General features: G+C 69.4%; 10 protein-coding genes. 6 read left to right on the top strand and 4 right to left on the bottom strand.

What is annotated here, in order from left to right:
* Positions 1–10 precede the first annotated feature (10 nt).
* Entirely contained in the window at positions 11–3,112 is a 3,102-nt protein-coding gene (locus tag GQF42_RS13800) for an efflux RND transporter permease subunit (RefSeq protein ID WP_158919928.1), read from the top strand.
* A gap of 119 nt (positions 3,113–3,231) precedes the next feature.
* On the opposite strand, the gene nadA is transcribed toward GQF42_RS13800, so the two are convergent.
* Positions 3,232–4,416 carry a quinolinate synthase NadA gene (gene nadA / locus GQF42_RS13795; protein ID WP_158919927.1) on the bottom strand — a complete coding sequence of 395 codons (1,185 nt, stop codon included), beginning with the start codon at positions 4,414–4,416 and terminating at the stop codon, positions 3,232–3,234.
* Between the two features lie 264 nt (positions 4,417–4,680).
* On the opposite strand from nadA, the gene GQF42_RS13790 reads away from it, so the two are divergent.
* On the top strand, positions 4,681–5,037 hold the full coding sequence (locus GQF42_RS13790; protein WP_030340884.1) for an iron-sulfur cluster assembly accessory protein: 357 nt from the start codon (positions 4,681–4,683) through the stop codon (positions 5,035–5,037).
* An 81-nt stretch (positions 5,038–5,118) separates the two neighbouring features.
* Here the strand turns inward: GQF42_RS13790 and GQF42_RS13785 are convergent, their stop codons facing one another.
* Together GQF42_RS13785 and GQF42_RS13780 are read right to left on the bottom strand one after the other, a co-directional pair.
* On the bottom strand, positions 5,119–6,651 hold the full coding sequence (locus tag GQF42_RS13785; protein WP_233273340.1) for a hypothetical protein: 1,533 nt from the start codon (positions 6,649–6,651) through the stop codon (positions 5,119–5,121).
* A 114-nt stretch (positions 6,652–6,765) separates the two neighbouring features.
* On the bottom strand, positions 6,766–6,975 hold the full coding sequence (locus GQF42_RS13780) for a hypothetical protein (protein ID WP_158919926.1): 210 nt from the start codon (positions 6,973–6,975) through the stop codon (positions 6,766–6,768).
* Positions 6,976–7,105: 130 nt separating this feature from the next.
* Between GQF42_RS13780 and GQF42_RS13775 the strand changes: the two genes are divergently transcribed.
* A complete protein-coding gene (locus GQF42_RS13775) occupies positions 7,106–8,080 on the top strand; it encodes a carbohydrate kinase family protein (RefSeq protein WP_158919925.1) in 975 nt (324 codons plus the stop codon).
* Positions 8,081–8,120: 40 nt separating this feature from the next.
* Here the strand turns inward: GQF42_RS13775 and GQF42_RS13770 are convergent, their stop codons facing one another.
* The gene (locus GQF42_RS13770) at positions 8,121–9,506 is read right to left on the bottom strand and encodes a cysteine desulfurase/sulfurtransferase TusA family protein (RefSeq protein ID WP_158919924.1); all 1,386 of its coding nucleotides are present in this window, start codon (positions 9,504–9,506) and stop codon (positions 8,121–8,123) included.
* A gap of 288 nt (positions 9,507–9,794) precedes the next feature.
* On the opposite strand from GQF42_RS13770, the gene ctaC reads away from it, so the two are divergent.
* Genes ctaC through GQF42_RS13755 form a run of 3 tightly spaced genes read left to right on the top strand, consistent with a single transcriptional unit; the run spans position 9,795 to position 12,879 of the window.
* Complete coding sequence (gene ctaC / locus GQF42_RS13765; RefSeq protein ID WP_158919923.1) at positions 9,795–10,754, top strand: aa3-type cytochrome oxidase subunit II; 960 nt, start codon at positions 9,795–9,797, stop codon at positions 10,752–10,754.
* Positions 10,751–12,484, top strand: a complete 1,734-nt coding sequence (gene ctaD, locus GQF42_RS13760; protein WP_158919922.1) for an aa3-type cytochrome oxidase subunit I — start codon at positions 10,751–10,753, stop codon at positions 12,482–12,484. The genes ctaC and ctaD overlap by 4 nt, the downstream gene beginning before the upstream one ends.
* Positions 12,481–12,879, top strand: coding sequence for a cytochrome c oxidase subunit 4 (locus GQF42_RS13755; RefSeq protein ID WP_158919921.1), 399 nt, complete (start codon positions 12,481–12,483; stop codon positions 12,877–12,879). The genes ctaD and GQF42_RS13755 overlap by 4 nt, the downstream gene beginning before the upstream one ends.
* The last annotated feature ends 107 nt before the right edge of the window (positions 12,880–12,986 follow it).

Genomic DNA, 12,986 nt, shown 5'->3' with positions numbered 1-12,986 from the left:
ACCTTGATCCATGTCCTGGCTGTCGAGATTCAGCCTCCGGCAACGGGCCCTGATCGGCCTGATGTCGCTTGTCGCGCTCGTCTTCGGGCTGATTGCGATACCCCAGATCAAGCAGCAGCTGCTGCCCACCATCAACCTGCCCATGGTGTCGGTGATCGCGCCGTACCAGGGTGCCTCGCCCGATGTGGTCGAGAAGCAGGTCGTCGAGCCGATCGAGAACAACCTCCAGGGTGTGGACGGCGTCAAGTCGGTCACCTCCACCGCCAGTGAGGGCAACGCCGTGATCATGGCGTCCTTCGACTACGGCAACGACACCAAGCAGCTCGTCTCGGACGTCCAGCAGGCCGTCAACCGGGCCCGCAACCAGCTTCCGACCGATGTCGACCCGCAGGTCGTCTCCGGCTCGACCGACGACATGCCGACCGTGGTCCTCGCCGCCACCTCCGGCAAGGACCAGCAGGCCCTGGCCGACCAGCTCGACAAGACCGTCGTACCGGCCCTCAAGGACATCTCCGGCGTCGGCCGCGTCCAGGTCACCGGTGTGCGCGACCTCCAGGTCACGGTCACCCCGGACGACGCGAAGCTCGCCCGGGCGCGTCTCACCTCCGCCGCGCTCGGCCAGGCCCTGCAGGCGGGAGGCGCGACCGTCCCGGCGGGTTCCTTCGACGAGGACGGCGTGAGCCGCACCGTCCAGGTCGGCGGCGGCTTCACCTCGCTGAAGCAGATCCAGGACCTGACGGTCACCGGCGGGAGCGGCGGCGGGCCGGTACGCCTCGGTGACGTGGCCACCGTCAAGGAGCAGCCCGCCCCGGCCGACTCCATCACCCGCACCGACGGCAGGCCCAGCCTCGCCGTCAACGTGACCATGGACCACGACGGCAGCGCGGTCACCATCTCGGGCGCGGTCAAGGACAAGCTGCCCGGCCTGCGTGAGCAGCTCGGCTCCGGCGCGAGGCTCACGGTCGTCAGCGACCAGGGCCCGGCCGTCTCCAAGTCCATCAAGGGCCTGACCACCGAGGGCGCGCTCGGCCTGCTCTTCGCGGTCCTCGTCATCCTGGTCTTCCTCGCGTCGATCCGTTCGACGCTGGTGACGGCGGTCTCCATCCCGCTGTCCGTCGTCCTCGCACTGATCGTGCTGTGGACGCGCGGCCTGTCCCTGAACATGCTCACGCTGGGCGCGCTGACCATCGCCATCGGCCGGGTCGTCGACGACTCGATCGTGGTCCTGGAGAACATCAAGCGCCACCTCGGCTACGGCGAGGAGCGGCAGGCGGCGATCCTGAGCGCCGTGCGCGAGGTGGCCGGCGCGGTCACCTCCTCCACCCTCACCACGGTCGCCGTCTTCCTGCCGATCGGCCTGGTCGGCGGCATGGTGGGCGCCCTGTTCGGCTCGTTCAGCATCACGGTGACGGCGGCCCTGCTGGCCTCGCTGCTCGTCTCGCTGACGGTCGTCCCGGTCCTGTCGTACTGGTTCCTGCGTGCGCCCAAGGGCACCCCCGAGGACGCCGACGAGGCTCGCCGGCGGGCCGAGGAGAAGGAGGCGAACAGCCGCCTGCAGCGCGCCTACGTCCCCGTGCTGCGCTTTGCCACCCGCCGCCGCCTGACCAGCGTCCTGATCGCGATCGTGGTCCTCGTCGTCACGTTCGGCATGGGCGGCCTGCTCAAGACCAACTTCTTCGACCAGGGCGAGCAGGAAGTCATCACCGTCAAGCAGGAGCTGAAGCCCGGCACCGGCCTCGCGGCCACGGACGCGCAGGCGAAGAAGGTGGAGAAGCTGATCGCCTCCACCGAGGGCGTGAAGGACTACCAGGTCACCGTCGGCTCCTCCGGCTTCATGGCGGCCTTCGGCGGCGGCACCGACACCAACCAGGCCTCCTACCAGGTCATGCTCAAGGACTCGAAGTCGTACGACGAGGTCCAAAAGCACCTCGAGGACGGGCTGAAGAAGCTCCAGGGCATCGGTACGACCACGGTGTCGGCCGGTGACGGCTTCGGCAACCAGGACCTGAGCGTCGTGGTGAAGGCCGCCGATCCGCAGGCGCTGCGCACGGCGGCCGAGCAGGTCCGCTCCACGGTCGCCGGCCTGGACGGCGTCACGGACGTCACCAGCGATCTGTCGACGAGCGTGCCGCGGATCTCGGTGCAGGCCAACGCCAAGGCGTCGGCAGCCGGCCTCGACGACCAGAAGCTCGGCGCGATGGTCGCCCAGGCGGTGCGCGGTACGACGGCGGCGAAGGCGGTCCTCGACGACACCGAGCGCGATGTCGTGGTGCGGTCGGCCGAGCCCGCCACCACCCTGGCCCAGCTGAAGAACCTGCGCATCGGCCCGGCCAGGCTCGGTGACATCGCCACGGTGCAGCTGGTGGACGGCCCGGTGTCGCTGACCCGCATCGACGGCCGGCGCGCAGCGACCGTCACGGCCAAGCCGACCGGTGACAACACCGGCGCGATCAGCACCAAGCTCCAGTCGAGGATCAAGGCACTCAAGCTCCCGGCGGGGGCCACGGCCGAGATCGGCGGTGTCACCTCCGACCAGAACGACGCGTTCAAGAACCTGGGCCTGGCCATGCTGGCGGCGATCGCGATCGTCTTCATGCTGCTGGTCGCGACGTTCCGTTCGCTGGTGCAGCCCCTGATCCTGCTGGTGTCGATCCCGTTCGCCGCGACGGGCGCGATCGGTCTGCTGGTCGCCACCGGTACCCCGATGGGCGTTCCGGCGATGATCGGCATGCTGATGCTGATCGGCATCGTGGTGACCAACGCGATCGTGCTGATCGACCTGATCAACCAGTACCGCCGACAGGGCCACGGCGTGGTCGAGGCCGTGATCGAGGGCGGCCGGCACCGGCTGCGCCCGATCCTGATGACGGCTCTGGCGACGATCTTCGCCCTGCTTCCCATGGCGCTCGGCGTCACGGGCGAGGGCGGCTTCATCGCCCAGCCGCTGGCGGTGGTCGTCATCGGCGGCCTGATCACGTCCACCCTGCTGACGCTCCTGCTGGTGCCGACGCTCTACGCGATGGTGGAGCTGCGCAAGGAGCGCCGGGCGAAGAAGCGCGCGGCGAAGCAGCAGGACCGCGAGCCCGAGGTGCTGGAACCGGCCGGCGTCTGAACGCCGTCGGTCTGCGCACTCCCTCGGTCCGCGAACACCGTCCGCGAACACCGTCCGCGAACACCACTGAGGCCCGGCTCCCCTCGGGGAGCCGGGCCTCAGCCCTGTCGTGAGGAGACCTACGGCAGGGCCAGCATGCGCTCCAGGGCCAGCTTGGCGAAGGCCTCTGTCTCCTTGTCGACCTCGATGCGGTTGACCAGGGTGCCCTCGGCCAGGGACTCCAGGGCCCAGACCAGGTGGGGCAGGTCGATGCGGTTCATGGTCGAGCAGAAGCAGACCGTCTTGTCGAGGAAGACGATCTCCTTGCCCTCGGGAGCGAAACGGTTCGCCAGGCGGCGGACCAGGTTCAGCTCCGTGCCGATGGCCCACTTGGAACCGGCCGGCGCTGCCTCGAGAGCCTTGATGATGTACTCGGTCGAGCCGACGTGGTCCGCCGCGGCCACGACCTCGTGCTTGCACTCGGGGTGGACCAGGACGTTCACACCGGGGATGCGCTCGCGGACGTCGTTCACCGAGTCCAGGCTGAAGCGGCCGTGCACCGAGCAGTGCCCCCGCCACAGGATCATCTTCGCAGCCCGCAGCTGCTCCGCCGTCAGTCCGCCGTTCGGCTTGTGCGGGTTGTAGACCACGCAGTCGTCCAGGGACATGCCCATGTCGCGGACGGCGGTGTTGCGGCCGAGGTGCTGGTCGGGCAGGAAGAGCACCTTTTCGCCCTGCTCGAAGGCCCAGTCGAGGGCCCGCTTGGCGTTGGACGAGGTGCAGATCGTGCCGCCGTGCTTGCCGGTGAACGCCTTGATGTCGGCGGAGGAGTTCATGTACGAGACCGGCACCACCTGCTCGGCCACGCCTGCCTCGGTCAGCACGTCCCAGCACTCCGCGACCTGCTCGGCCGTCGCCATGTCGGCCATCGAGCAGCCGGCGGCGAGGTCGGGCAGGACGACCTTCTGGTCGTCGGAGGTGAGGATGTCCGCGGACTCGGCCATGAAGTGCACACCGCAGAAGACGATGTACTCGGCGTCCGGGCGCGCGGCCGCATCCCTGGCCAGCTTGAACGAGTCACCCGTGACGTCGGCGAACTGGATGACCTCGTCGCGCTGGTAGTGGTGGCCGAGCACGAAGACCTTGTCCCCGAGCTTCTCCTTGGCCGCGCGGGCGCGCTTCACCAGGTCGGGGTCGGAGGGCGAGGGCAGGTCACCGGGGCACTCGACGCCCCGCTCGCTCTTGGGGTCGGCCTCACGGCCGAGCAGCAGCAGGGCGAGCGGAGTCGGCTGTACGTCGAGATCCGGGGTCTGGGCGGTGGTCACGACACGCACCCTTTCTTCTTTTCGTCTAACTGACGCTATCTATCATATCCGCTTCATGTCAGTTTGACGATGGCCATAACGTCGATGTGACGTGAATCCCGCTCGGCTCCCTCCACGGGCCGCTGTCGGCCTCCAGGGGCATGTGCGAGCATGAAGAAGAGAACGAAAACGCGACAACGCGACTGCCCGGCCCGGAATGAATCCGCGGAAGCGCCGGTTGCACTCGTCGGCAAGCAGTCTCCGTACAACCCGGGAGAGATGTAGATGTCCGTATCGGACGAGACCACCACCGTCACCGACGGCATCATCCTGACCGACGCCGCCGCGGCCAAGGTCAAGGCCCTGCTCGACCAGGAAGGCCGCGACGACCTCGCGCTGCGCGTCGCCGTTCAGCCCGGCGGCTGCTCCGGCCTGCGCTACCAGCTCTTCTTCGACGAGCGCTCGCTCGACGGCGACGTGGTGAAGGACTTCGGCGGGGTCAAGGTCGTCACGGACCGCATGAGCGCTCCGTACCTGGGCGGCGCCACCGTCGACTTCGTGGACACCATCGAGAAGCAGGGCTTCACGATCGACAACCCGAACGCGACCGGCTCCTGCGCCTGCGGCGACTCCTTCAGCTGAGCCGACGGCCCGCAGCCTGACGGCCTGAGAAAGGCGGCGGCCCCTTGCAAGGGGCCGCCGCCTTCGTCGTACGTCCTCGACCTAGCGCGTCCGCAGCGCCGCAACCGGCCGCAGCGCCCCCGCCTTGGCCGGGGGGATCCGCCCGCCGTCCGCGCCGACCACCGTCCGTCCGCCCAGCGGTGCGTCCAGCCGTACGGTCTTCACGTACTCCTTGGCGATCAGCACGCACACCTTGTCCGGCCAGGGGTGCTCCGTGACGGTGACGGTCACCTTCCCGCCGCTCTCCTTCGCCGCCGCCGTGTAGTCGGCGCACACCCCGCCGAAGAAGCTCACCGTCAGCTCCCTGCCGTCGGACGCATAGCCCTCGACCTTCACGGTGTGCGACTTGGGTGCCGTCCCGGTCCCCACGGTTCCCCCCGCCGAGGGAGTCGTCGCCGACGCCACATACGCGGGATCGACCGCCGGGTACGTCACCGTGTACGCGCTGCTCCCCGCGCCGTCCCGCACCTCGAACAGCCAGGACGGCACCAGCGTCTGCCGCCCCGCCACGGAGTGCGCGGCCAGCCCGAACACCGCCTTGTCGACGGTGACCGTCGTGCCGCCCGTGGCCGCGTCCGCCGGCCCGGGCGTGGCGGAGGACGCACCGCACAGCTGCTCCCCGTGGTCCTTGAGCGGTACCGGGGAAGCGCAGCCGCCGATCCCCATCCGGTGGTCGCTCCTGGGCGCCGCGTTCATCTGCCTGAGCGTCCTCGCCGCGCTCAGCACGGGGTACGTGGCACCCTTCACCGGCGTCCCCAGCAGCCCGTGACCGCCCACGACCCGGCCCTGCCGGTCCACGGTCAGGCCGGTCGTCCAGCCGTACGTCGGCAGCCCGCCGACCACCGGATCGGCGTTGACCACCCGCTGGACGCCCATGACCTGGCTCGCGTCGACCTTCGCGCCGTCCAGCCCGGCCGCCTTGAGCACCGGCGCAGCGGCCGAGGTCGCCCTGGACACGCTCACCGCTGAGCCCGCCGGGCCCATCGGGTCGTGCGTGCACAGGACGCCCTTCCTGCAGTCGTCGGTGCCCGGCGCGTACCGGCTGAAGGTCCAGCTGCCGGGCGCGTCCCGGTTCACCGTCAGGCTCGGTCCGGTGCCGTCCTTGCCGCCGACCCGCCAGATCCCGCCCTCGGCCACCGGCGTCGCACCGACGCCGAGCGCCCGGGCCAGGCGCGCCACCGCGTCCTTGCCGACCGCACCCGCCGGGGCGTACACCGGCGCGGAACCAGGGCCGGCGGGCAGCTCGCCGTGGGCCACGTACGTCGCGCCGTAGGGGTCCGGCTCGCCCACGGCGACGCCGTTCGCGCTCCAGCCGTCCAGGGCGAGCGGCTGGGGAGTGCCGCCCCCGCCGGCCGCGCCGGGGCCGCCCGTACGGCCGCCTGCGCCACTGCTCGCCGCGAGCAGCGCGCCACCGCCGCCGACCAGCAGCACGGCGGCGGCCACGGAGACGACGACGAACCGGGACCGACGCCGCCCGCCGTGCTCGCCGTCGGCACCCTGCGCACTGTCCGCGCCCTGCGCGCCGTCCGTCGTCCCGGTCGTCGGCGTGCGGTCCTCGGGTCGCTCGGTGTTCACCGCATCGCTCCTCGCTGGTCGTGTCCCGCGGTCGTATCCCGCCTCCCCCGCGTGGGGGACGGCGATGGGACGCGGGCGGGGAGCGCGCGGTTCCCGGTGAACGCGCCCGGCGTGTCAGTCGCCGTAGTCGGACATCGCGTCCAGCAGCCGCGCGGAGCGCGCCGGCACGCTCACCCCGTGGATCAGGGACGGCGGCACCGGCCGCGGCGCGGCGTGCGGCGGCACCGCCCAGTGCGGCGCCATCCGCGCGCAGTCGACACGCAGCGCGGCGAGGTCGCCCTCGAGGTCGGCCGGGGCGGGGGAGTGGACCTTGAGGTTCGTCATGACGGCACCGTAAGCACGGTCGGGGGTGCGAAGAAAGCTCTACTATCGGGTAGTTTTGCCAGCTACAGCGGTCTCGCCCGAGCGGGTAGCGTGAACTGTCAATCCAGCCTCCCGCAGGAGATTTCCCGTCGTGCGCATTGCAGTCACCGGCTCCATCGCCACTGACCACCTCATGACCTTCCCCGGCCGCTTCGCCGACCAGTTCGTCGCGGACCGGCTGCACACGGTTTCGCTCTCCTTTCTGGTCGACAACCTCGACGTGCGCCGTGGTGGCGTCGCCGCCAACATCGCCTTCGGCATGGGCCAGCTCGGTACCAGGCCGATCCTGGTCGGCGCCGCCGGCTTCGACTTCGACGAGTACCGCGCCTGGCTCGACCGGCACGGCGTGGACACCGAGTCGGTCCGTATCTCCGAGACCCTGCACACCGCCCGCTTCGTGTGCACCACCGACGCCGACCACAACCAGATCGGCTCGTTCTACACGGGCGCGATGAGCGAGGCCCGCCTCATCGAGCTCAAGACCGTCGCGGACCGCGTCGGCGGCCTCGACCTCGTCCTCATCGGCGCCGACGATCCGGAGGGCATGCTCCGCCACACGGAGGAGTGCCGCTCCCGGAGCATTCCGTTCGCCGCCGACTTCTCCCAGCAGATCGCCCGTATGGAGGGCAACGAGATCCGCGTGCTGATGGAGGGGGCGACGTACCTGTTCTCCAACGAGTACGAGAAGGGCCTCATCGAGACCAAGACCGGCTGGAGCGACGACGAGATCCTGGCCAAGGTCGGCCACCGCGTCACCACGCTCGGCTCGCGCGGCGTGCGCATCGAGCGCGTCGGCGAGGACCCGATCGAGGTCGGCTGCCCGGAGGAGGAGCGCAAGGCCGACCCCACGGGCGTCGGCGACGCCTTCCGCGCGGGGTTCCTGTCGGGCCTGGCGTGGGGTGTCTCGCTGGAGCGGGCGGCCCAGGTCGGGTGCATGCTCGCCACGCTGGTCATCGAGACGGTCGGCACACAGGAGTACCAGCTGAGCCGCGCGCACTTCATGGAGCGGTTCACCAAGGCGTACGGGCAGTCGGCCGCCGAGGAGGTCCAGACCTGCCTGGGCTGAGGCGGCGCCGGGGTCCGGGGGCCTTGGTTCCCGGACCCGCTCAGCTCACCTTCCGCACCACATAGGCAGAGCCCCGCTCCGCCGGCTCCTCCCCCACGTACTCCTGCCCCCGCATCTCGCACCACGCCGGAATGTCCAGCCGGGCGGCCTCGTCGTCCGACAGGACGCGGACCGTGCCGCCCACCGGCACGCCCCCGAACACCTTGGCCAGTTCGATGACCGGGATCGGGCAGCGCCTGCCGAGGGAGTCGACGACGACTTCGCCGGCCTCCTCGGCGGGTACGGCCTTCGCGGGGGCCGGGGCTCCCAGCTTCTCGCGGACGCCCGCCACGGTGCCCGGCAGTACCTCCAGGAAGCGCTCCACGTCCGCCTCGGCGGTGCCCGGCGGCAGGGACACCCGGACATTGCCCTCGCTCAGCACACCCATCGCCTTGAGCACATGGCTCGGCGTCAGCGTGCTGCTCGTACAGGACGATCCGGAGGACACGGCGAAGCCCTCGCGGTCCAGTTCGTGGAGCAGGGCCTCTCCGTCGACATAGAGACAGGAGAACGTGACGATCCCGGGCACCCGGCGCTCCGGGTCGCCCACCACCTCCACGTCCGGCACCAGCTGCGGCACCCGGGTCCGGATCCGTGCCGTCAGCTCCCGCAGCCGTACCGCCTCCTGGGCCGCCTCGGCCCGTACCGCGCGCAGCGAGGCCACGGCGGCCACGATCGCCGGGATGTTCTCGAACCCCGCGGCCCGCCCCGACTCCCGCTCGTCGGCCGGGCCTTGGACGGCGAAGCGCACCCCCTTGCGCACCACGAGCAGCCCGACCCCCGACGGGCCGCCCCACTTGTGCGCACTGCCCGTCAGCAGCGACCAGTCGCCCTCGACCGGCCCCCACCCCAGCGACTGCGCCGCGTCCACCAGCAGCGGCACCCCGGCCGCCCGGCACACCCCGGCGACCTCCGCCACCGGCTGCACGGTCCCCACCTCGTGATTGGCCGACTGGAGCACGGCCAGCGCCGTGTCCTCGCGCAGCGCGGCCTCGTAGGCGGCGGGATCGACGGCTCCGGCCCGGTCCACGGCCACTTGGGTGACGGTCCCGCCGTCCGACTCGAACACCTCCGCCGAATGGAGCACCGAGGAGTGTTCGACGGACGACACGATCAGGTGGCGTCCGACCCGTCGGCGGCCGGCCAACGCTCCCCCGACGCCCGTGTGTACGGCCCGCGTCCCGGACGACGTGAACACCACCTCGTCCGCCCGGCACCCGACGGCCTCCGCGGCCGCCTCGCGGGCGGCGTCGAGCAGCATCCGCGCCTTGCGCCCTTCTCGGTAGAGCCGGGCAGGGTCCGCCCATCCGTCGTCCAGGGAGGCCAAAAGCGCCTGACGGGCGACGGGATGGAGAGGTGCGGCGGAGGCAGCGTCGAAGTAGGACACACAGCAACGGTAAGACTTGCGTCGGCCACAACTCCCCAGGGGCGCGGGCAACTGCGCGACCAGCCATGACCCGGTGCCGCGGTCGCAAACGCACCGAAACCACCCGAGCCGCTAGGCGCTTTCGGGTGACCCCTAGCGCGTATGCCCCCCTCCCCGCGAACCCCCGGAGGGCGTCGGCTAGGGTTTGGTCCGCATAAACATCCAAACCCCTGCCCGACGCAGGGCGGCGACCGACCAGCGAGAAGGCCGCAGCCGACCGCGCGGGCGAGACTCTCGGGAAGGCGCTACGTGAGTCCCAACGGCTCCGACCGCTCGCCGCGGCGCCCGATGCGGCGGAAGCTGCTGCAGGCAATGACCGCGGGCCTGGTCCTGGCGACCGCTACCGGTTGCACATACAAGGACTTCCCCCGCCTTGGTATGCCCACCCCGACCACGGAAGAGGCTCCGCGGATCCTCTCCCTGTGGCAGGGCTCCTGGGCTGCCGCGCTCGCCGTCGGCGTGCTGGTGTGGGGCCTGATCCTGTGGAGTGCTTTCTTCCACCGGCGCAGCCGCACCAAGGTCGAAGTACCTCCGCAGACTCGGTACAACATGCCGATCGAGGCCCTGTACACGGTGGTCCCGATCATCATCATCTCGGTGCTCTTCTACTTCACGGCCCGGGACGAGTCGAAGCTCCTGGACCTCTCCAAGAAGCCCGACGTCACGGTCAACGTGGTCGGCTTCCAGTGGAGCTGGGGCTTCAACTACGTCGAGAACGTCCCCGGTGTCTCCGGCGACGCCAAGACCGACAAGAACCTGGACGCCATTCCGGACCGGTTCAAGAAGGACTTCCCGGTGAACGCCGGCGGTGTCTACGACGTCGGTACGCCCGCCTCGAAGAACCCGCAGACGGGCAACCCCGGTCCGACGCTGTGGCTGCCCAAGGGCAAGACGGTCCGCTTCGTCCTCACCTCTCGTGACGTCATCCACTCCTTCTGGGTGGTGCCGTTCCTGATGAAGATGGACGTCATCCCGGGCCACACCAACTCGTTCCAGGTGACCCCGAACCATGAGGGCACCTTCCTCGGCAAGTGCGCCGAGCTGTGCGGCGTCGACCACTCCCGGATGCTGTTCAACGTGAAGGTCGTCTCCCCGGCAGCGTACGAGGCGCACCTCAAGGACCTCGCCAAGAAGGGGCAGACCGGTTACATTCCCGCCGGCATCGCGCAGACGAGCCACGAGAAGAACCGGGAGACGAACAACCTGTGAGCATCCTCAACGAACCCCAGGGTGCCGCGGCAGCTGAGGACTCTTACGAGAACGAGCTGCCGGTCAGGCGCAAGCAGCCCGGCAATGTCGTGGTGAAGTGGCTGACGACCACCGACCACAAGACGATCGGCACGCTCTATCTGGTCACCTCGTTCGCGTTCTTCCTGATCGGTGGCGTGATGGCGCTGCTGATGCGCGCCGAGCTGGCCCGTCCGGGCCTGCAGATCATGTCGAACGAGCAGTTCAACCAGGCGTTCACGATGCACGGCACGATCATGCTGCTGATGTTCGCGACGCCGCTGTTCGCCGGTTTCACCAACTGGATCATGCCGCTGCAGATCGGTGCGCCGGACGTGGCGTTCCCGCGGCTGAACATGTTCGCCTACTGGCTCTACCTGTTCGGCTCGACCATCGCGGTGGGCGGCTTCCTCACCCCGCAGGGCGCGGCCGACTTCGGCTGGTTCGCCTACTCCCCGCTGTCGGACGCGGTCCGCTCGCCGGGCATCGGCTCCGACATGTGGATCATGGGTCTGGCCTTCTCCGGCTTCGGCACCATCCTCGGCGCGGTCAACTTCATCACCACGATCATCTGCATGCGTGCTCCGGGCATGACCATGTTCCGCATGCCGATCTTCGTGTGGAACGTGCTGCTGACCGCCGTCCTGGTCCTGCTCGCCTTCCCGGTCCTCGCGGCCGCGCTGTTCGCCCTGGAGGCGGACCGAAAATTCGGCGCCCATGTATTCGACGCCGCAAACGGCGGAGCCTTGCTGTGGCAACACCTCTTCTGGTTCTTCGGCCATCCAGAGGTGTACATCATCGCGCTGCCGTTCTTCGGCATCATCTCCGAGGTCATTCCGGTCTTCTCGCGTAAGCCGATGTTCGGCTACATGGGTCTGGTCGCCGCGACCATCTCGATCGCCGGTCTGTCCGTGACGGTGTGGGCGCACCACATGTACGTCACCGGTGGTGTGCTGCTGCCGTTCTTCTCCTTCATGACCTTCCTGATCGCCGTACCGACCGGTGTGAAGTTCTTCAACTGGATCGGCACGATGTGGAAGGGCTCACTGTCCTTCGAGACGCCGATGCTCTGGGCGACCGGCTTCCTGATCACCTTCACGTTCGGTGGTCTGACCGGTGTCATCCTGGCCTCGCCGCCGATGGACTTCCACGTCTCCGACTCGTACTTCGTGGTGGCCCACTTCCACTACGTGGTCTTCGGTACGGTCGTCTTCGCGATGTTCTCCGGCTTCCACTTCTGGTGGCCGAAGATGACGGGCAAGATGCTGGACGAGCGCCTCGGCAAGATCACCTTCTGGACGCTGTTCATCGGCTTCCACGGCACCTTCCTGGTCCAGCACTGGCTGGGCGCCGAGGGCATGCCGCGTCGTTACGCCGACTACCTGGCGGCCGACGGCTTCACCGCCCTGAACACGGTCTCGACCATCAGCTCCTTCCTCCTCGGCCTGTCGATCCTGCCGTTCCTCTACAACGTGTGGAAGACGGCCAAGTACGGCAAGAAGGTCGACGTCGACGACCCGTGGGGCTACGGCCGTTCGCTCGAGTGGGCGACCTCCTGCCCGCCGCCGCGGCACAACTTCGTCACCCTGCCGCGGATCCGCAGCGAATCCCCGGCGTTCGACCTGCACCACCCTGAGATCGCCGCGCTCGAGCAGCTCGAGCACGCCGGTCACGGCACCGCCATCGCGGGCAGCAAGGAGGCCGGCAAGTGAAGATCCAGGGTCGGATGTTCATCTGGCTGAGCGTCTTCATCCTGATCATGGCCATCGTGTATGGCGTGTGGTCGAAGGAGCCGGCCGGAACCACCGCGCTCTTCCTGGCCTTCGGCCTGAGCGTCATGATCGGCTTCTACCTGGGCTTCACCGCCCGGCGGGTCGACGCGGGCGCCCAGGACAACATGGAGGCCGATGTCGCGGACGACGCGGGCGAGCTGGGCTTCTTCAGCCCGCACAGCTGGCAGCCGCTCATGCTGGGCTTCGGCGGTGCGATCGCCTTCCTCAGCATCGCGGTCGGCTGGTGGCTGATCTACTTCGCCGCCCCGATCATCATGATCGGCCTGTTCGGCTGGGTGTTCGAGTACTACCACGGTGAGAACCGCACCCAGTAGCACACGCGAACGCGCACCGGGAGCCCGGATCCCCCGTCAGGGGGGTCCGGGCTCCCGGCTTTTCCACAGGAAGGGTCGTTCATGTGGAGCAGTGTCGATCCCTCGTA

The organism is Streptomyces broussonetiae (genome assembly GCF_009796285.1).
GTDB classification, from domain to species: domain Bacteria; phylum Actinomycetota; class Actinomycetes; order Streptomycetales; family Streptomycetaceae; genus Streptomyces; species Streptomyces broussonetiae.
Note: the sequence above shows the minus strand (reverse complement) of the source record. Positions and strands in the feature narration are given on the sequence as shown.

What these genes read in the sequence shown, in the direction of transcription:
- GQF42_RS13800 (WP_158919928.1), top strand. Translation starts at nt 11, where the DNA reads ATGTCCTGGCTGTCGAGATTCAGCCTCCGGCAACGGGCCCTGATCGGC.
- GQF42_RS13790 (WP_030340884.1), top strand. Translation starts at nt 4,681, where the DNA reads ATGTCCGTATCGGACGAGACCACCACCGTCACCGACGGCATCATCCTG.
- GQF42_RS13780 (WP_158919926.1), bottom strand. Translation starts at nt 6,975, where the DNA reads ATGACGAACCTCAAGGTCCACTCCCCCGCCCCGGCCGACCTCGAGGGC.